This is a genomic window from Corynebacterium sp. ACRPE, from assembly GCF_022347435.1.
GTDB lineage: Bacteria > Actinomycetota > Actinomycetes > Mycobacteriales > Mycobacteriaceae > Corynebacterium > Corynebacterium tuberculostearicum_D.
Map to the genome: position 1 here is coordinate 36,250 of NZ_JAKRNA010000001.1, position 19,136 is coordinate 55,385.

19 protein-coding genes are annotated in these 19,136 nt (G+C 59.4%); 8 read left to right on the plus strand and 11 right to left on the minus strand.

Going from position 1 to position 19,136, the window contains the following annotated elements; genetic code table 11:
• Positions 1–131: 131 nt before the first annotated feature.
• Complete coding sequence (locus tag MHY13_RS00175; RefSeq protein ID WP_239279932.1) at positions 132–1,220, minus strand: NAD(P)-dependent alcohol dehydrogenase; 1,089 nt, start codon at positions 1,218–1,220, stop codon at positions 132–134.
• A 135-nt stretch (positions 1,221–1,355) separates the two neighbouring features.
• Positions 1,356–2,861 carry an Asp-tRNA(Asn)/Glu-tRNA(Gln) amidotransferase subunit GatB gene (gatB, locus tag MHY13_RS00180; RefSeq protein WP_040425024.1) on the minus strand — a complete coding sequence of 502 codons (1,506 nt, stop codon included), beginning with the start codon at positions 2,859–2,861 and terminating at the stop codon, positions 1,356–1,358.
• Positions 2,862–2,918: 57 nt separating this feature from the next.
• Here gatB and MHY13_RS00185 point away from each other — a divergent pair, with 57 nt between their 5' ends.
• On the plus strand, positions 2,919–3,704 hold the full coding sequence (locus MHY13_RS00185; RefSeq protein ID WP_204609348.1) for a DUF4261 domain-containing protein: 786 nt from the start codon (positions 2,919–2,921) through the stop codon (positions 3,702–3,704).
• Between the two features lie 10 nt (positions 3,705–3,714).
• Here the strand turns inward: MHY13_RS00185 and MHY13_RS00190 are convergent, their stop codons facing one another.
• From MHY13_RS00190 to MHY13_RS00200, 3 genes are all read right to left on the minus strand, one after another.
• Complete coding sequence (locus MHY13_RS00190; protein WP_239235828.1) at positions 3,715–4,698, minus strand: bile acid:sodium symporter family protein; 984 nt, start codon at positions 4,696–4,698, stop codon at positions 3,715–3,717.
• A 64-nt stretch (positions 4,699–4,762) separates the two neighbouring features.
• Complete coding sequence (locus tag MHY13_RS00195) at positions 4,763–5,794, minus strand: ATP-dependent 6-phosphofructokinase (protein WP_005327686.1); 1,032 nt, start codon at positions 5,792–5,794, stop codon at positions 4,763–4,765.
• A gap of 24 nt (positions 5,795–5,818) precedes the next feature.
• Complete coding sequence (locus MHY13_RS00200; RefSeq protein WP_204609350.1) at positions 5,819–7,195, minus strand: MFS transporter; 1,377 nt, start codon at positions 7,193–7,195, stop codon at positions 5,819–5,821.
• 47 nt (positions 7,196–7,242) lie between these two features.
• Here MHY13_RS00200 and MHY13_RS00205 point away from each other — a divergent pair, with 47 nt between their 5' ends.
• The gene (locus MHY13_RS00205) at positions 7,243–7,566 is read left to right on the plus strand and encodes a hypothetical protein (protein WP_239279933.1); all 324 of its coding nucleotides are present in this window, start codon (positions 7,243–7,245) and stop codon (positions 7,564–7,566) included.
• 73 nt (positions 7,567–7,639) lie between these two features.
• On the opposite strand, the gene MHY13_RS00210 is transcribed toward MHY13_RS00205, so the two are convergent.
• From MHY13_RS00210 to gatC, 3 genes are all read right to left on the minus strand, one after another.
• Positions 7,640–8,134: an META domain-containing protein gene (locus MHY13_RS00210; RefSeq protein ID WP_239279935.1), complete on the minus strand. Its 495-nt coding sequence runs from the start codon at positions 8,132–8,134 to the stop codon at positions 7,640–7,642.
• Positions 8,135–8,220: 86 nt separating this feature from the next.
• Complete coding sequence (gene gatA / locus MHY13_RS00215; RefSeq protein ID WP_239279937.1) at positions 8,221–9,708, minus strand: Asp-tRNA(Asn)/Glu-tRNA(Gln) amidotransferase subunit GatA; 1,488 nt, start codon at positions 9,706–9,708, stop codon at positions 8,221–8,223.
• Positions 9,709–10,005 carry an Asp-tRNA(Asn)/Glu-tRNA(Gln) amidotransferase subunit GatC gene (gene gatC / locus MHY13_RS00220; protein WP_005327681.1) on the minus strand — a complete coding sequence of 99 codons (297 nt, stop codon included), beginning with the start codon at positions 10,003–10,005 and terminating at the stop codon, positions 9,709–9,711. It lies immediately after the preceding gene.
• Positions 10,006–10,209: 204 nt separating this feature from the next.
• Between gatC and MHY13_RS00225 the strand changes: the two genes are divergently transcribed.
• Complete coding sequence (locus MHY13_RS00225; RefSeq protein WP_040425027.1) at positions 10,210–10,869, plus strand: amino acid-binding ACT domain protein; 660 nt, start codon at positions 10,210–10,212, stop codon at positions 10,867–10,869.
• Positions 10,870–10,879: 10 nt separating this feature from the next.
• Here the strand turns inward: MHY13_RS00225 and ligA are convergent, their stop codons facing one another.
• Positions 10,880–12,940, minus strand: coding sequence for an NAD-dependent DNA ligase LigA (gene ligA, locus MHY13_RS00230; protein WP_239279939.1), 2,061 nt, complete (start codon positions 12,938–12,940; stop codon positions 10,880–10,882).
• Positions 12,941–12,994: 54 nt separating this feature from the next.
• On the opposite strand from ligA, the gene MHY13_RS00235 reads away from it, so the two are divergent.
• From MHY13_RS00235 to MHY13_RS00250, 4 genes are all read left to right on the plus strand, one after another.
• A complete protein-coding gene (locus tag MHY13_RS00235) occupies positions 12,995–13,666 on the plus strand; it encodes a 3'-5' exonuclease (protein ID WP_204609362.1) in 672 nt (223 codons plus the stop codon).
• 40 nt (positions 13,667–13,706) lie between these two features.
• The gene (locus MHY13_RS00240) at positions 13,707–14,204 is read left to right on the plus strand and encodes a helix-turn-helix transcriptional regulator (protein ID WP_239235819.1); all 498 of its coding nucleotides are present in this window, start codon (positions 13,707–13,709) and stop codon (positions 14,202–14,204) included.
• Positions 14,204–15,196: a serine hydrolase gene (locus MHY13_RS00245; RefSeq protein ID WP_239235816.1), complete on the plus strand. Its 993-nt coding sequence runs from the start codon at positions 14,204–14,206 to the stop codon at positions 15,194–15,196. The genes MHY13_RS00240 and MHY13_RS00245 overlap by 1 nt, the downstream gene beginning before the upstream one ends.
• A gap of 360 nt (positions 15,197–15,556) precedes the next feature.
• Positions 15,557–16,678 (plus strand): ATP-binding protein, encoded by a 1,122-nt coding sequence (locus MHY13_RS00250; RefSeq protein WP_239235814.1) that lies wholly within the window; start codon positions 15,557–15,559, stop codon positions 16,676–16,678.
• Here the strand turns inward: MHY13_RS00250 and MHY13_RS00255 are convergent.
• Positions 16,675–17,589: a methionine synthase gene (locus MHY13_RS00255; protein WP_239235812.1), complete on the minus strand. Its 915-nt coding sequence runs from the start codon at positions 17,587–17,589 to the stop codon at positions 16,675–16,677. The two genes, MHY13_RS00250 and MHY13_RS00255, sit on opposite strands and share 4 nt — an antisense overlap.
• Before the next feature lie 77 nt (positions 17,590–17,666).
• Here MHY13_RS00255 and MHY13_RS00260 point away from each other — a divergent pair, with 77 nt between their 5' ends.
• Positions 17,667–18,035 (plus strand): PH domain-containing protein, encoded by a 369-nt coding sequence (locus MHY13_RS00260; RefSeq protein ID WP_239228473.1) that lies wholly within the window; start codon positions 17,667–17,669, stop codon positions 18,033–18,035.
• Here the strand turns inward: MHY13_RS00260 and mnmA are convergent.
• Complete coding sequence (gene mnmA, locus MHY13_RS00265) at positions 18,028–19,113, minus strand: tRNA 2-thiouridine(34) synthase MnmA (RefSeq protein WP_239279941.1); 1,086 nt, start codon at positions 19,111–19,113, stop codon at positions 18,028–18,030. The two genes, MHY13_RS00260 and mnmA, sit on opposite strands and share 8 nt — an antisense overlap.
• Positions 19,114–19,136 lie beyond the last annotated feature (23 nt).

The window sequence follows — 19,136 nt, forward strand, 5'->3', positions numbered from 1 at the left end:
TACTGGTGCGCGCGGCCCCTTGTCCCCCACCCCCAGCACGTGGGCTACACAACACCAGTATGCGTTCCTTAAGGAATGGTACGTAAGTGACCCGTTAAACACCTACTGGCACATACCGATGTTGTGGTAAATCACATTCGGGCGTTCCGCGAAATCAACCTAACGCTATAGTCGTCAAAGGTCGCGGTATCAATCACGAAGCGGAACTTTACATCGCCTTCCACCACGCGCTCATAGGCGTCATCTACATCGTTGACGCCGATCTTTTCAATAACGGCGCCGATGCCGTGCTCGGCGCAGAAATCCAGCATTTCCTGGGTCTCTGCAATGCCACCGATGTTATTACCGGTTAGCACCTTGCCGCCGCCGACAAGGCTGCTCATGTGTACTCCCAGCTCCTCCGGCGGAAGTCCCACAACGGACATGATGCCGCGCGGCTTCAGCAGCTGCAGGTAGTCATTGAGGGAGTACTGGGCAGAAATGGTGGACAAGATGACGTCGAATTCGCCGCGGTGGTTATCAAAGAAGTCTTCGTCCTCACCGGTGGCCAGAATGTGCTTCGCACCCAGCTCATAAGCTTCCTTTTCCTTGCGCAGGGAGCGGGAAATTACGGTTACTTCCGCGCCCTTTGCCGCAGCGATCTGCACACCCATGTGGCCCAAGCCGCCTAGGCCTACTACGGCAACCTTATCGCCTTCCTTGACCTGCCAGCGGGCCAGCGGCGAATAGGTGGTGATTCCGGCGCATAGCAGCGGGGCTGCGACATCAAAGTCAATGCCCTCTGGAATAGTGCACACAAAGTTTTCGTTGACGACTACCTTCTGGGCGTAGCCGCCTTGGGTAGTGGTGCCGTCTACGTCTTCGGAGTTATAGGTGCCCACATTGCCATTCAGGCAGTTCTGCTCCCGGCCGTTGCGACACTGTTCGCACTCACCACAGGAGTTGACCAGGCAGCCAACGCCAACGCGGTCGCCGACTTTAAATTTCGTGACCTTATCGCCCACGGCTTCCACGACGCCGGCAATCTCGTGGCCCACCGTCAGCGGGAAGTGGGCCTGGCCCCATTCGTTGCGGATCGTGTGAATATCGGAGTGGCAGATGCCTGCAGCCTTGATATCAATGACCACGTCGTCTTCGCGCGGATCGCGGCGCTCAATTTCTACGACCTTGAATGGTGCTTCAGGGCTTTCCTTTTGCAATACTTTGCTCTTAATTGTCATGCCCACGACCCTACGCGTAACCCCACTGACCTCGCCTAACGAAAATAATCACCAACTCTAACGGGGAAGGAAAACCAAAAAGCCAGCCACGCCCCTCTCGTTGAGGAGGAAAACGCGGCTGGCTATGTGGGGGTCTTAGTTCAGCTTCTCTGCGATGAGCTTATTGACCTGGCCCGGATCGGCCTTGCCCTGGGTGGCCTTCATGACCGCACCCACGATGGCACCGGTGACCTTCTTATTGCCGGCACGGTACTTTTCCACGATGTCCGGGTTGGCGGCCAGCGCGTCATCCACGGCCTTCTCGATGGCGCCATCATCGCGCACGACCTCCAAGCCGCGCTTTTCGACGACCTCGTCGACGTCACCCTCGCCCGCCAACACACCGTCGACGGCCTTGCGTGCGAGCTTGGTGGTCAGCTTGCCCTCGTTGACGAGCGCGATAACGCGCGCCACGTGCTGCGGGGTAATGGACAGACCAGCAAGATCGGTCTCCTGCTCGTTGGCCTTGCCGGCCAGGTAGGAAACCCACCAGGAGCGTGCCTCGTCCGGCTTCGCACCGGCTTCAACGGTATCCACGATGAGGTCGAGGGCGCCGGCGTTGACCAAGTCGCGCATCTCCTCATCCTTGATGCCCCACTCTTCCTGGATGCGCGCACGGCGAACCCATGGCAGTTCCGGAAGGGTCTGGCGCAGCTCTTCTACCCACTCGCGCGGGGCGATGACCGGCGGCAGGTCCGGATCATTGAAGTAACGGTAATCCTCCGCGGTTTCCTTCGGACGACCCTTCGAAGTGGTGCCATCGGTCTCTTGATAGTGACGGGTTTCCTGATCAATGGTGCCGCCATCTTCGAGCACCTGCGCCTGGCGCTGCATTTCGAAGCGAACCGCCTGCTCCACGGAACGCAGGGAGTTAATGTTCTTGGTCTCGGTACGGGTACCAAACTCTTCCTGGCCCACCGGGCGCAGGGACAGGTTGGAGTCCACACGCATGGAGCCTTGATCCATGCGGGCGTCGGAAACGCCCAAGGCTGCAACGAGCTCACGCAGCGCGGAAACGTAGGCCTTAGCCACCTCCGGCGCGCGCTCACCGGCGCCAATGATCGGCTTGGTCACAATCTCAATGAGAGGAATGCCCGCACGGTTGCAATCCACCAGGGATGCCGTGGCGCCGTGAATACGGCCGTCTGCACCACCGAGGTGGGTCAACTTGCCGGTGTCTTCCTCCATGTGGGCACGCTCGATTTCCACGCGCCACTCGGTGCCGTCTTCCAGCACAACGTCCAGGTAGCCGTCGTAGGCAATCGGCTCGTCGTACTGGGAAATCTGGTAGTTCTTCGGCTGGTCCGGGTAAAAGTAATTCTTGCGGGCAAAGCGAGAGGACTCCGCAATGGAGCAATTAAGCGCCAGGCCAATCTTGATGGCGCCCTCCACGCCCTTGGAGTTAACTACCGGCAGCGCACCGGGCAGGCCCAGGGAGACCGGGTCAACGTTGGAATTAGGCGCTGCGTTGAAGTTCGTAGGAGAGGTAGAAAACATCTTGGTTTCCGTATCCAGCTCTACGTGGACTTCCATGCCCATTACCGGTTCGAACTTTTCTAGGACCTCATCGAAGTCCATCAGGTCATACATCGCAGCAGTCATGCGTGCCATCTTAATACGTCGATGCGCCCGCGCGCTCACGCCCCTAAGCTGAATATTATGACTACACCACATAGCGTTGATGCCGCGCTTATCGATGCCCCATTGATCAACATCGCAGTCTTCCGCACTGCCCCTACCCCTGAGGAGGTAAGCGAGCGCCTGACCACCACTTTTGGCGATCGCCTGAGAGATATCATGCCGGGCAAGAATCCGGGAAGCATCATGGTCGAGCTTGATGATTCCTTCCTATTGCACTACCAAGCCATCGATACCCCTCCCACCCGCGATAGCTATGGCCTCCACCCCATTTTGAGCGCGGATGCTCGCGGCCTCGATTCCGCCACCGCACAAATCCTCGTGTCCGTGCTTCCCGGCGAGACCGAAGATGATCGCGCGAAGCAATTCCGCGAAGCCCGCCGCGATCACCTTGAACTGCTCTCCAAGGCCACCGCGGTAGTAGCCGAGCACCCCGACTGCCTGATAGTCCATAACCCGCGCGGCAACGTTTCTATCGCGCCGAATACTTTCCTCGAGGCCGTTCGGGACAACCTTGCCCCAATGCACATCGCTCCGGTGTGGCTTACCCAAAAAGAAAACAAAATCTTGGGCTATACCGTTGGGCTGGTCCAGGCCGGACACCCTGAAATCCAGGCAGCCACCGAATCCATGGATCCCACCGATCTCTATTACAAGCTGGCCAATATCGCAGACCACGTGCTCCAAGGCGCCACCGTCAAAGACGGCGACACCCTATCTTTCGAGCAAGGCCAGCCACCACTGACCGTGCAGAAAGAACCCTGGTTTGTAGACGAATCCTATCCTGCGGTCACGATTAATTTCTAGCGGAATTCCCCTACTTTCGGGAATCCGAATAGCGGCAGATGGCTGCCAGCACCGCACCAGAAAGGTTGTGCCACACCGAAAAGACGGCTCCTGGCAGGGCGGCCAATGGGTTCATATAGGTCGATGCCAGGGAGGTGGCCAAGCCGGAGTTTTGCATGCCCACCTCGACGGCCATGGTGCGCCGGGCGGCGATCGGCTGCTTGGTCAGCATTCCGGCCAGGTAGCCCAAGCCGTATCCGCAGGCGTTATGGATTACCACTGCGGCAAAGACGAGTACGCCTGCGGTAGCGATGGTGTCGTGCGCTCCGCCAACCACAATGCACACAATGGCTGAAATGGCCGCAACCGAGATCCATGGCAGCGCCGCGTTAATCTTCGCCACCACGCGTGGAACAAACATGCCGATGAGAATGCCGGCAACAACCGGAATGAGCACGACCTTCACAATGGACCACGCCATCGCGGAGGCAGAGACCGGCATATACTCCCCTGCCAGCCACAGTGTCAGCAACGGCGTGAGGACCGGCGCCAACAGGGTGGAAATGGACGTCATGGTCACCGACAAAGCCACATCACCGCGCGCAAGGTAAGACACCACGTTGGAACTCGTGCCGCCGGGCGCGCAGCCCACCAAGATAACGCCGGCCGCTACAGCATCAGGAAGATCCATCACAGCGACCACCAACAGCGCCACCAGCGGCATTATGACAAACTGCGCTACTACTCCGATGAGAACGGGCAGCGGACGGCGAACCACCAAGGCAAAATCTACCGGCTTGAGGGTTAGGCCCATGCCGAACATGACAATACCCAGCAGTGGGGTGACTTGCGGGGCGAAGGAAGCTGCGGTCTCTGGCGCGAGGTATCCCACCACGCCACCGATAATCACGAGCACGGGAAAGCCTAGTGCTGCAATGAGCGCTTGACGGTCTTGCGCTGAGGAGGGCGCAGCGGGCGCCTCCACCCGATTATCTGTCATGCTATCGATACTCATGGGCAAAAGAATACGCTCCCACCCAGTGGGAGCGCTATCTTAATATTCGGAACGCAAAATGCCCCTAGCCAAAGAGCGCCTGGGCGTTGCGATAACGCGATTCCGGCACCGTCTTCAGCGTACCCACGGCATCTTCCAACGGGACGAGGTCAATATCCTCACCATGGAGGGCAACACACATGCCAGACTTGCCTTCGTGGATGGCGCGCGCTGCGTGCACGCCGTAGCGAGTAGCAAGCACACGGTCATAAGCCGTCGGCGTGCCGCCGCGCTGGATGTGTCCCAGCACGGTCGTACGCACGTCATACCCGGTGCGTGCCTTGATTTCATCCCCGATTACCTGGCCAATGCCATTGAAAGTCTGGTGCCCAAACTGATCGACGCCGCCGGCCTCGAAGTCCATAGTCCCCTCCTTCGGGAGGGCGCCTTCTGCCACGCAGATAATGCCGTACTTCTCGCCCATCTGGAAGCGGCGTTCCATCGCCTTCGTAATCTCCGCAATATCGAAGGGCTCTTCCGGTACCACGGTGTAGTGCGCACCGCCAGCCATGCCCGCATGCAGGGCAATCCATCCCACGTGGCGGCCCATAACCTCCACGATCAGGATGCGGTTATGGGACTCTGCGGTGGTGTGCAGACGGTCGATAGCATCGGTGGCCACAGAAACGGCGGTATCGAAACCAAAGGTGTAGTCGGTGGCGTTAACGTCATTATCAATGGTCTTCGGCACGCCCACTACTGGCACGCCGTTATCAGAAAGCCACTTTGCGCCCTTGAGGGTACCTTCACCACCGATGGCGACAAGGGCATCCACCCCGGCATCCGCCATGTTGGACTTAATCTGGTCAAGGCCGGCCTTGAACTTATCCGGATGCAGGCGGCCGGTACCCAGGATGGTGCCGCCGCGCAACAAAATACGGTCGATTTCCGCATCGTCATAAAGATCGCGGCGGCGGTCTTCCATCAGACCGACCCAGCCGTCTTCATAACCTACAACGGTATCTCCAAATTCATTGGACGCGGTACGCACTACCGCACGGATTACAGCATTGAGGCCGGGGCAATCGCCGCCGGACGTTAAAACACCTAGACGCATATCTACCAATCTAGCGCGCGATTTTTAGGCCTGCAGAGTGTCCCTAAAACCTAGGGCAGAAACCAGGCCCACCACCAGCGCAGCCACGATGACGAGCAGCGAATTAATAATTGCCGCCTCTGGGTTACCCGTTTGCATAACTGCGGATACCAGGGCAACTCCCACCACGGAACCCACCTGGCGGGAGGTGTTATACACACCGGAGGCAGCGCCCATGAGCTCCGGCGAGATATCGCGCAAGGTGGTAGCTGCGTTGGAACCCCAAATGAAGGACTGTCCCACGCCGAGCCCGGCAATGGGCAGACCGAGGACCCACGGAAGGGCGTCGACCTGCATGACCCACCATGCCGCAAGGAGCGAAAGTATCAGGATGGAAAATCCCAGCACCCCCAGGATCCGCGGGTTAACATAATCCGCCATGATGCCAGCGAGCGGAGATATCAGGAGAGACACCAGCGCCATAGGAGCCACGATGATGCCGGCTTCGCCCGCAGGCACTCCCTGCATGGTCTGCAGCCACAACATGATGGGCAGCATCACTGCGGCCGCCATGAACCCCATTGCAATGATTCCTACCGAGCCCGCCAGGTAATTGCGGTCACTAAATAGCGCCAGCGGCACCAGCGGACTCGACCCGCGGGCCTGGGCAGTTGCCTGCAATCGAATAAACCAGACGCTAGCGACAACTCCGGCGAGCAGGATCAGCCAAATGGTCCATCCCCAGCCAAGCACCGGGCCCTGCTGAATACCAAAGACGATTGCCGCCAAGGCGATGAGCGACACGATGGCCGAGGGCGCATCGATAGACTGCGCGGTCGTGGGCAGCTCAGGCACCCACAGCAGCGCGAAGACAATGGCTAGCACCACGAAGGGAACGTGTACCCAAAAGGCGGCCTGCCACCCAAAGTGCCCGACCAGAAAGCCACCGGCGAGTGGACCGGCAAGTGCAGCTACCGAGCCAATGACGCCCCACACACCCAGTGCGCGCCCACGGCGCTCGCGCGCAAAGATGCGATTGATAACGGACATGGTCTGTGGCATCTGGAGGGACGCACCCACGCCTTGCACGGCACGCGCCGCAATGAGCACTTCCACTGTGGGCGCCACGGCACACGCCACCGCACCGAGTCCGAAAATGCCCACACCCAAACAGAACATCCGGCGCTGGCCTAAAACATCGCCCAAGCGGCCGGCAAAGAGCAGCGGCACCACCACAGCCAACAAATAGGCCGCGGATACCCACATGGTGTGGTTTACGCCTGCGTTGAGCTCGCGTTGCAGGTCAGGCAGCGCCACCGCCACCATGGATTGGTCCAGCAGGGATACAAAGAATCCGAGGGACAATGCAAACATGGCGCGCCATGCTTGGCGCTCGGGCGGCAGATGCGTCTCCACAGTCATGGCCTTAGAGTCTAGCGGGCCGAGAAATGTCGACCTAGACTAGCCACATGTCCATGATCGATATCAAAAAGCCCCAAGACGTTTCTACCGCCACCACTGTTACCCTCGGCCTCATCGGTGGCTGGGTCACCGCCCGCGAGACCGGCATTCGCCCGCTGGGCGGCGTAATCCTCGCCGCCGCCGGTGTATGGGCAGGTCGCTCTTGGGCCAAGAAAACCACCCCAGCTACCACCGCCGGCCTGTGCGCACTCTACGCGGGCGCATTCGGCGCCTCCCACCCGCTGGCCAAGAAGATCGGTGCGTGGCCGGCGGTACTCAGCGTCACCGCAGCCTCGGCGGGCGCGGCTTATGCGCTTTCCGACGCCAAATAGTCCCCACCCACACAAATGCGCACCACGTCCCCAGACATGGTGCGCATTCTTTTATCCTGTGTGCCGCTAGCTTCTACTTGGCCACCGTGAACTCAACTGCAGCATTCTCGCTGCCCAAGGCAACGGTGCCGCCGGGAAGGTTATAGAAGGAGGGGTTGGATTCGAGGAGGCCGCGAAGGGCGTCGGAGAGCTGCTGCGTATGCTCGTCGCAGGCCGCGCGGGTGGAATTGAACTCGCCCACGCTGATGGTGCCATCCTTGGCCACCTCGTAGGTAGTGGTGTAGATATTGCAGCCATCATTAACCGTCAAGGTGCGGTCCTTGGCAAAGGTGACGCTCAGTTTGCCATCTTCCTTGACGGAGTGGAGCTCGCCGGTGATGGTCTGTCCTTCAATTTGAGGCTCCAGCTTCTCTGCGCCCTCCGGGAGCGGAGAAATCAGGTCAGACTGGGTCGGCGCGGTCATGCTAAACCCCGGATCGATGTCGGGGACCTGCGCAGCGTTGGCAGCTCCAGCGCCCATCAGCGCAGCGGCGGACAGCGAAAATAGTGCGGTCTTTTTGAAATGCATACCCAATAATTTACCCCCGCCGAATTTAAATTCAACGGGGGTAAAGAAACCTTTATGGAATCGTCAGGGACTCCACAGGCGACGTTTTACTTATCGCGGCCAGCCTCGTAAGCAGCGCCGACCTTGTACAGGCGGTCATCCGCAAAAGCCGGTGCCATGATCTGCAGGCCAGTCGGCAGGTTGGTATCGCTCGCCATACCGGACGGCACGGACATGCCGCACAGGCCGGCCAGGTTCAGCGGCAGGGTGCACAGGTCAAAGTTGTACATTGCCATCGGATCCTCGGCCTTCTCCCCCAGCTTGAATGCGGTGGTTGGGGTGGTCGGGGAAACGAGCACGTCGACCTGCTCGAAGGCACGGGCAAAGTCCTGCGCAATGAGGGTACGCACGCGCTGCGCCTGCAGGTAATAGGCGTCGTAGTAGCCCACGGACAGTGCATAGGTGCCCAGCATGATGCGGCGCTTTACTTCGGGGCCAAAGCCCTCCGCACGAGACTGGGACATGACCTGCTCCGCGGAGTGGGATCCATCATCGCCCGCACGCAGGCCGTAGCGCATGCCATCGAAACGTGCCAGGTTAGACGAGACCTCACACGGCATGATCAGGTAGTACGCCGCCAGGGCGTCGTCGAAGTGCGGGCAATCAACCTCAACAATTTCGGCACCCTGCTCGCGCAGCTGATCGACGGCGGCGTGGTAATTCTCCATCACGCCCTCCTGCCAGCCATCGCGCTCAAACTGCTTGATGAGGCCAACCTTTACACCGGACAGATCGCCCTTGGCACCTTCGCGTGCGGCGGCGACAACCGGTGCTACCGGCTTATCCACGGAGGTCGCATCGAAGGCATCGTGGCCGGCGATGACCTCGTGCAATAGCGCGGTATCTAGGACCGTGCGGCCACAGGGGCCGGCCTGATCCAGGGAAGATGCAGCAGCAATGAGGCCATAACGGGACACGGTGCCGTAGGTTGGCTTAACACCCACAGTATTGGTCAGCGCGGCCGGCTGGCGGATGGAGCCGCCGGTATCGGTACCAATGCCGAGCGGCGCCTGGCCGGAAGCGAGTGCAGCGGCGGTACCGCCACCCGAGCCGCCCGGGGTGCGCTCGGTGTCATAAGGGTTATGCGCTGGACCAAAGGCAGAGTTCTCATTGGAAGAACCCATGGCAAACTCATCCAGGTTGGTCTTGCCCAGGATGGGAATGCCGGCCTCGCGCAAACGCTTGGTCACGGTGGCGTCATACGGAGAAACGTAGCCTTCCAGCATCTTGGACGCCGCGGTGGTTGGCGCATCGGTGGTAACGAGCAAATCCTTCAGCGCCAGCGGCACGCCGGCCAGCCCGGAAGCAGGCTCTTCGCCGGCATCGAGGGCCTTATCCACGGCGTCGGCAGCCGCGAGGGCTTCTTCCGCACCCACGTGCAGGAAGGAGTTAAGCTCCTCATTGGTCTCTGCGATGCGATCCAGGAAGGCCTGGGTAACCTCGCGGGAGGTAATTTCGCGGGAGTGAATCTTTTCCGCCAGCTCGGCGGCAGTCAGGGAGGTCAAGCCCTCCGCAGGAACGGTCAGGTTAGACATTTATTCTCCTCCCAAAATCTGTGGCACGACGAAGCGCTCATCTTCTACGGCCGGCGCCTGGTCCAAGGCCTGTTCTGCAGTAAGGGTGCGCACAATAACGTCCTCGCGCATCGGGGCGTCCACGGAGTGTGGGTGGCTCATCGGCTCCACACCCTCGGTATCCACGTTTCCTACCGCGGAAACGGAATCAACAATTTCATCAATCTGCGTTGCGAACTGGGCTAGCTCTTCCTCACTGAGGGCCAGGCGGGAAAGCTTGGCGAGGTGGGCTACCTCATCACGCGAAATCTCAGACACGCGAACTCCATCCTTTATCTGCATAATCGACATGCGGGTGAAAAATATTCACACGATGCATGTACTATGTGAATTGCTAACGACCCATGGTACTGCACCTACCGAGACGGCTGCCGCGTCACCCCAAATTTGCGTTGCTTGAAGCCCGCATTGTGACGCACGTATCATGTTTGGGACTACAAACTACCGAAAGCGTGCAAGACCATGTCCTTTTTGATCCGTGTACTGCTCCCCGATGCCCCTGGCAGCCTGGGCCAGCTTGCCGACGCCTTTGGACTCGTCGACGGCAATATCCAATCGGTCGATATCGTAGAAAACTTCCCCGACGGCACCGTTATGGATGACATCGTCATTGAGCTGCCCCAAGGCGCCATGGCCGATGTGCTTATCACCGCCGCCTCCTCCGTCGACGGCGTGGAAATTGACTCCATCCGCCCGTTTAGCGGCCGCGTAGACCGCCGCGGCCAGATCGAGCTGCTCGCGCGTGTAGCTCATGCCACCAATGTCACTGCGGCTATGGAAGAGGTTGTCGCGGCTATCCCGAAGGCACTCACCTCCACCTGGTGCATCGTCATTGACAATAACGAGCCCATCCGCCGCCTGGCCTCCTCCAACGCCGCCCCGGAAGATGACGGCACCGTTCCTCACGACATTGAGGTCGAAAGCGCCCGCGTCCTCCAGCCCGAGCGCGACGAGTGGGTGCCGGAAAGCTGGTCCCTGCTTGACTCCGCACTCGCCGCCGCCCCACTCGGCGATACCGGATTGGTCATCGCCATGGGTCGAACCGGCGGCCCTGACTACCTCGCCTCCGAGGTCGAGCATCTGGGCCACATCGGCACTATCTTGGGCAGCTTCCTAAAGTAACTGGAGCGAATTAGGCTTCGCCGGTTTCTAGTAGTTGCTGGAATTGCGCCTCATTGAGAATCGGGATGTCCAGCTCGCGAGCCTTATCCTCCTTCGAGCCAGCCTTTTCGCCGGCAACGAGGTACGAGGTTTTCTTCGACACCGAACCGGTGGCCTTGCCGCCGCGAGAGACAATAGCCTCTTTCGCGGAATCCCTGGTGAAGTTTTCCAAGCTGCCGGTAACCACAATGGTCAAGCCCTCGAGGGTCTGCTCCTTGTGATCTTCGGCCGCTACCTCCATGGCCACGCCCGCAGCAGCCCATTTGTCCACAATTGTGCGATGCCAATCCACCCCGAACCAATCGTGGAAGGATTGCGCAATGGTCATGCCGACGCCATCGACCTCTGCAAGCTCCTCCGTCTTCGCAGCGCGCAGCTTATCCATGGATCCGTAGCGGGAAGAAAGCGCCCGGGCCGCAATCGGCCCCACGTGACGTATGGACAGCGAGACCAAGACGCGCCAGAAGTCGCGTCCCTTGACCTCCTCTAGGTTGTTTAGCAAGTTCTGGCCTGCCGTATTGACCTTGACGTTGCCCTCCTTCTTGGAACGCTTGTCTTTGGTGTCCCTCTTTGCGGTATAGACATCTGAGGCCAATAGCTTTTCCGCGGTGAGCTCAAAAAGCTCCGACTCATCGACAAGGATGCCGTTGTCGATCAGATCCATCGCGCCCTTCTCGCCCAAAGCCTCAATATCCAGCGCCTTGCGGGAAGCCAGATACTCCAATCGTGCCGAGAGCTGCGCCGGACAGGACTGCGTATTGGGACAACGCCAATCCGCGTCACCGTCCTTCTGCGGGGCCAATTTCGTACCGCATGCGGGACAGTTCTCCGGGAAGGTCCACTCGTACTCGCTACCATCGCGCTGCTCGCGCACCGGCCCAAGGACCTCCGGAATAATTTCGCCCGCCTTGCGGATAATGACGGTATCCCCAATGAGCACGCCCTTGCGCTTGACCTCGGATTGGTTGTGCAGGGTAGCCATCTCCACCGTAGATCCAGAAACGAAGACTGGCTCCATCACTGCGTACGGGGTTACTCGCCCGGTGCGACCAACACCCACCTCAATGTTTTTGAGCTTCGTGGTCACTTCCTCCGGCGGATACTTGTAGGCAATGGCCCAGCGCGGTGCGCGGGAAGTCGCACCCAGCGCTCGCTGCGACGCCAAATCATCCACCTTGACCACGAGACCATCCATTTCAAAGATGGCGTCGTGGCGGTGTTCTGCCCAATGCGCCACCTCGTCCTGAACCTCTTTGGCTGAGTGCACCTGCTTGGTATACGGGGAAACGGGCAGCCCCCAGGCCGCAATCGCCTTATAGGCATCGTGCTGTGAGGTGGGCGAGAATCCCTCGCGCGCGCCCAAGCCGTGGCACACCATCTTCAGGCGGCGCTTTTTCACCTCGGCGGGGTCCTTCATGCGAAGTCCACCGGCCGCGGCGTTGCGCGGGTTGGCAAATTTATCCTTGCCATCAGCCGCGCGGTCCTCATTGATCTCCTCGAAATCCTCGGGTCGCATATATACCTCGCCACGGATCTCGATAAGCTCCGGGACAGGGTATTCAGCAGTTCCCGTCAACCCATGCGGAATATCCTCGATTACGCGGGCATTGGCAGTGATCTCCTCGCCCACCGTGCCGTCGCCACGAGTAGCAGCGGTGGTCAAGCGCCCATTGCGATAAACCAAGTCGATAGACATGCCATCAATCTTCAGCTCGGTGAGATAGGTCTTAGCCGGTGTTCTATCCAGCCAATCCTGCATCTCGCCAGCGCTAAAAACATTGTCCAAGCTCATCATGCGCTCAAGGTGCTCAATATCCTCGCCGGCGCTCGGGGCAGCACCCACCTGCTGGGTGGGCGAATCAGGCACGGCAAGCTCTGGGTGCTCTTCTTCTAGCGCAAGTAGGCGCTGGAAAAGTGCATCAAAGTCGGCGTCGGGAATAGCCGGCTCACCGTTGTAGTACAGGTTGCGGTGGCGGCGCACTTCCTGCGCGAGGTCATTCCATTCACGGTGCAGATCAACTGGATTAGTCACGCTGCCCAAGTGTAGCTATCCCTCGTGTCGGGGCTAGCTACTAAGGTATGGATCATGAATTTCGACGCCTCCCGCATGCTCGCCTTCGACCTTGAGACCACCTCGGCTAACCCTAAAGAAGCCCGCATTGTTACCTCCGCCCTAGTCCGCATTGACGGCCGCGATGTGCAAAAAATTGAGCACCTAGCCGATCCCGGAATCGAAATTCCGCAGGAAGCAACCAATGTCCATGGAATTACTACGGAAAAGGCCCGCGCCGAGGGCCGCCCGCACGAGGAGGTGCTAAAAGACACGGTCGAAGCCATCAAGGCCGCATGGGAGGATGGCCTGACGCTGATCGTCTACAACGCAGCATTTGATCTCACCGTATTGCGCAGCCTCACCGGCGATTTTACGGTGACCGGCCCAGTCTACGACCCCTACGTGATTGACCGCGTCAGCGATAAGTGGCGCAAGGGAAAGCGCACCCTTGGCGCCGTGTGCGAGCACTACGGCGTCGAGTTGGGTAATGCCCACGAAGCTACTGCCGACGCCCTCGCGGCCGCCCGCGTGGCCTGGAAGCAGGTTCGCCAGCACTACCCCAACCTGGCACAGATGGAGGAAAACGAACTCATGGAGTTCCAGGCCGTCAAGTGGTACGAGGACCGCGTCGCCTTCAAGAAGTACCTAGAAGGCAAGGGCCGCGATGCCTCGGATGTCTCGACGGCGTGGCCGCTGATTTCTTAAACCCATTGCCATAGTTCTAGAGTTTTGGAATTCTAGAACTATGGAATCTTTAGAATCCCGAGTTTCAGCTCTCGAGGAGCGCGTCGCCAAGCTCGAAAACCCCACACCAACTCAGGCGGAAGCTCCCACAGGCGAGTCCACCATGTGGCTTGCGGACACCCTCGAGCCTTCTGAAGAGCTTCCCGAGGGGTCCGTAATCTTTGGCGGCAACCTCACTATCGGCGAGAGCTCTTATACCTACCAATGGCAGCGACCAACAAGGGCAGTAACCAATGGAGACTGGTCCGAAAACCTCGACCGCCTTGCTGCTCTGGCCCACCCCATTCGTGGCGAGATCCTGCGCCGACTCCTTACCGCACCGGCCAGCGCCACAGAACTTGCCGAAGAAGAAATCGTCACGTCTACCGGCACGGCCTATCACCACCTCAGCGCCCTCACTAGCGCGGGCTGGACCACCAAAACAGGCGGAAAATACGCACTTCGCCCCGCCCGAGTGGTGCCCCTCCTGACCATCATTACCGCAAGCGAGGCCCACTAATGCGCAAATTAGCCCTCGCCGCCGTCGTAACCGTGGTATCGGCCACCTTCTTACTCATTGTTGGACCCCAGCGAATCTCGATGGCCGATACCGCAACCGGAGATCTAGGACTCTCCACGCACCTACGGGAACACTCAGAAGCTGGTTTCAACAACCTCACCGCCTTCACACTTGATCAGGGAAAGGCCACCTTCGCCGGACTCGGCGCCAATGAACACACCGAGGTAGAGATCGGTTCTGTCACCAAGATGTTCACCGGAGAAATTGCCCACCAACTGGTAGAAGAGGGAAAAATTCGCCTCGACACCACGATGGGTGAAATCCTCGAGGTTGGTGACTCACCAGTCTCCGACGTAACAGTTCGGGAGCTACTCGATCACACCTCGGGCTTACCCAGACAGGCAAAAGCCATGACTTTCTCATCTGCTGTCTCTAGCATCACCGGTTCAAACCCGTACGCAGGTGTATCCACACAAGATATCGTCGATTCAGCAACCGAATCGGAGCTTGCAGATCGTGGCACAGAATCCTATTCCAACTTGGGCTACGCGCTGCTCGGCCACGCCTTAGAAACGGCTGCCGATACGCCATACGAACAATTACTCCACGAGAGAATCCTAAAGCCCGCCGGAATGAAGGAAACCTACCTCATGACACCAGGTTCCGTCCCCGACGAAGCCCCTCGCGGACTCACAGCCGCAGGCCGAACTGCTGAGCCTTGGGAAATGGAAGGCTGTTCCGCCGCAGCTGGAGCCATTCGGTCCACCGCTCATGACATGGCAGCTTTCGCTACATGGTTTATGGAACATGGCGACACTAGCTATGGATGGCAGGAGAATGATGACGGCAAGAGCTTTTGGCACAACGGCGGCACCTACGGCTACTCCACAATGCTCATCATTGATCCGAAGGAAAATCGCGCAGCCTTCGCAAATAATGACTCGCCGGCGGGAACTGAAGACCTCGCAGAAGCACTTTTCGAGAGGATTTAGGAAACCACAATGCTCCTCACATTAATCCCTGCCGCTATCACTGCGTTCGAGCTCTGGTCTGCATGGAAGACCCTAAAGAAGCCAGTTTCTTCCCCTATGCTGGTTATAGACGCAATCTTCACGGTCGCCATCATTGCTCTTGTCGGCATCGCAATGCCGTGGTACCGAGCAGTAGATTTTGGATGGTGGTACGCGATTGTTACCGCTGGCTCCCTGCACATCGGTGCCATCGCTTGGCGCCTAGACTCTCTCCACAGTAAGAAACCTACAAACCACAGTAAGAAATCTACAAAGTCTCCCAAATCTCCACATTGAGCGGAAAGTCTCCCAAATCTCCGGCAAACGGGTTACACTAGCCGCATGGACAACCCATTCCGCCCGACATTCGGCGCCCCTCCTTTGTTCTGGGTCGGCCGCGGCGTCGTGCTCGATAGTTTCCGCACCGCCCTCGATGGTTCAGCAGGCAATGCCTCCCGTTCCATGGTGCTAAGCGGCGCTAGGGGCATCGGCAAAACGGTCCTCATCAACGAGTTGGAAGATATTGCTGAAGCGCGCGGTTGGGTAACGCTACGCGCATCCGGGCGCTCCACCATGGTGGAGGAACTGGTCAACACCACGATTCCGAGGCTTCTCGAGCGGCTTTCGCCCAGCGATAAGAAGAAGGTCAGCCGCATCGGCATCGGCGGCGTAGGATCGATTGGCTTCGACCACCAGAAGGAAGACCGCTTCACCCCCACGTTGAATACCCGCCTACGCGAGCTTTCCGCCGAGCTAAAGGGAACCGGAATCCTCCTCACCATCGACGAGGTCCAAGACGCCGACGTCGAAGAGCTCACCACCATCGCCGTGGCCTACCAGGACTTAGTGCGCGATGAAATCGACATCGCCTTGGTGGCCGCTGGCCTGCCGCAGGGAGTCAACCACTTGCTAGACCTGCCCGGGGTAACCTTCCTGCGCCGGGCCCAGAAATTCGTGCTCGGACCCTTGTCGCCGGCCAATGCCGAGCAGGCGCTCGAGCATACTGCCTCGGGCTCAGGGCTGGAGTTTAGCCAGGACGCGATTACGGACGCCGCCGCGCTCACCCGCGGCTACCCATACCTCGTGCAATTGGTCGGCTCACTGGCGTGGGAGCGCAGTCGCCGGAACCAAGAAAGCGGGATTTCCCAGCAGACAATTGCCTCCATCGCCCCGGATGCAATATCTATCATGGGCGCGCAGGTGCACCAGCCTGCGACGCTAGCCCTGCCGCCGGCGCAGCGGGAGTTCTTGGAAGCGATGGCCGCAGTCGAAGTCAATGGCATCGCCACCATCGCAGACATCGCGGGCCACATGGACCGCACGGTGCGCTCCTTGTCGGCCACCCGCCAGCGGCTTATCGACGCCGACCTCATCGAACCCACCGCACACGGCAAGCTGCGCTATGTCATTCCCTATATGGGCGAATACTTCACCACCACGGATAGCCGCGGGCGCGTCGATTAAAGATCGCCGGCGTCGCGAATGAGGATGCCCGCCACCTCAGCGGCAAAAGAATAGCTGGGCGCGGCCTTTTCCACCGGCCACGGGAAGATATCAACCTGTTCTGGAATTCGCTCCCGCGACAATCCCATGCGGTCGAAGTGCTGTGCAATAGAAATAGCCTCCGTGCGAGCATCGTGCCCTGCCACGCCCAATCCGATGCGAGCGCCGCCATCAATCCACTGCCCCAAGCCATCGAGGTGCTCGGGCGAGGCTAGACCAGCAAAATCGAGCAGCACCGTCTTCGCCGCCACTTCCCATAGTGGCTCGCGAAGCCGTAAGTAGTCCGCGCCAAACTCCGCCAACGTCGCATTGACCTGGTCCGCGGGAACAGCCCTAATCGTATCGAAGTCGGTGGTGCCTGGAAGGGTGCCAGAAAGGACGTCGGCAAGCAGGGGCTCGTCCAGCTGGACCCGCACTTCTGCCCCAAAGCGCTGTGCCACCTGCGCCGTGTGTTCCTGAATTCCGGCCAACAGCGCACCACACAAGTCCCGGAACGCACCCGAATCAGTAATCGCGCGGTGCCCGTTTCCTAGCTCCACAGCGGCCGCCAAACTCCACGGGCCTACCGCTTGGACCTTAACGCGCGGAACAGACTCGCCCCACACCTCCTGAATCTCGTCCAGGTCCCGGCTCATCTGGTCACCAATCCGATGCGAGATGAGTTGCGGCCGATCACTGAGCACCCACGAGCGCGGACCGCGGTCAATGGAGACTGCTTCCAACAAGCCCGCGGTTCGTCCAATAGCCCCGGCATGAATCCCGCGGTCCGGCAACTGCGGAAGGTGCGGGAGATCACCCGTCTCGCCCATCACGATGTCTGCCGCCTCACCCATGGAGTACCCCGGCATGGGCCCTAAGCCAAAAGCGTCCATATTCACCTCGGCGCTACTATTATTTCTCAAAATTTTCTATTCGATACGCGACGTATCACTTGGAAAGGAACCTTACTATGGGCGTGGAAAAATACTCCGGCTGGACCTTCTACAACGAGTGCGACATCCCTCAGGACATTTCCACCGTCTTGGCTGAACAGGAATATCCTGTCTGCGCCTTCAAGACCGTCCGTGATGCCGCCGTATTAACCAATAAGCGCCTCATCATCCGCGACGCGCAAGGTCTTACAGGCAAAAAGGTAGAGATGTACTCCCTGCCCTATTCCTCCATCAACATGTGGTCCACGGAAAACGCGGGAAAGCTTCTTGACTTCAATGCGGAGCTACAGCTGTGGACCAGGGCCGGCGAATTCAAAATCAACATTGGCCCCAATATCGATGTCCGTGCCCTAGACCGGCTCATTGCCAACTGTGTGCTTAATTAGTTCCGCAGATGGTGCCGGAGCCGATGACGATGTCTCCCAGCTCGTCCGGCGAAGGCAAGTACAACACCGCCGCTTGGCCGCGGGCGACACCGGATAGCGGCTCCTTGAGTTCGAGGCGCATTTCGTCCGCCTCGCGGTCAACGTGGGCGGTACAGGGCACCACGGAGCCGTGTGCGCGCACCTGAACCTCGCACTCGAAATCCCCATCCATGCCCGGGTGGAGGTACTTCAGGCGATCGGCCTGAATCGAGGTTACGGCCAAGTCCTCGCGGGCGCCGACGGTAACCGTGCCGGTAGCAGCATCAATATCGGTGACGTAGCGAGGGCGGCCGTCGGCAGCCGGCGCCTTAATGTCCAGGCCCTTGCGCTGGCCGATGGTGTAGTTCCACGCGCCATCGTGCTCCTTGAGCTCCGTACCCTCTTGGTCCACGATCATGCCGGGGCGCAGCCCAATGCGGGCACCCAAAAAGGCCTGCGTATTGCCGTCTGGAATGAAGCAGATATCGTAGGAATCTGGCTTCTTCGCGGTGGAAAAGCCATGTGCCGCAGCCTCTTCGCGGATCTGTGGCTTGGGAGTATCGCCGATGGGGAAAAAGCAGTGCTCCAACTCTTCGGCAGAAATCACGCCGAGCACATAAGACTGATCCTTATTCTCGTCCAAGGACCGGCGCATATATCCGTCCTCATCGAGGGTGGCGTAGTGGCCCGTCGCAACCGCATCGAAGCCAAGCGCCATGCCCTTTTGCAGCAGCGCCCGGAACTTAATCTTCTCGTTACAGCGCAAGCAGGGATTGGGCGTCTCACCGCGGGCGTAGGAATCCACGAAGTCCGTAATGACCTCTTCTTTGAATTCTTCTGAAAAGTCCCACACATAAAAGGGAATGCCCAGCTTATCGCAGATACGACGGGCGTCGGCCGAATCCTCCAACGAACAGCAACCGCGGGCCTTTTCCCTGGTCTGCTGCGCGTCTTTGTGCAGCGCGAGGTGAACGCCAATCACCTCGTGGCCGGCTTCTACTGCACGGGCGGCGGCAACCGATGAGTCCACGCCGCCGGACATGGCAACCAATACTCGCATTGTGCTCCCCATTTCACCTTGAC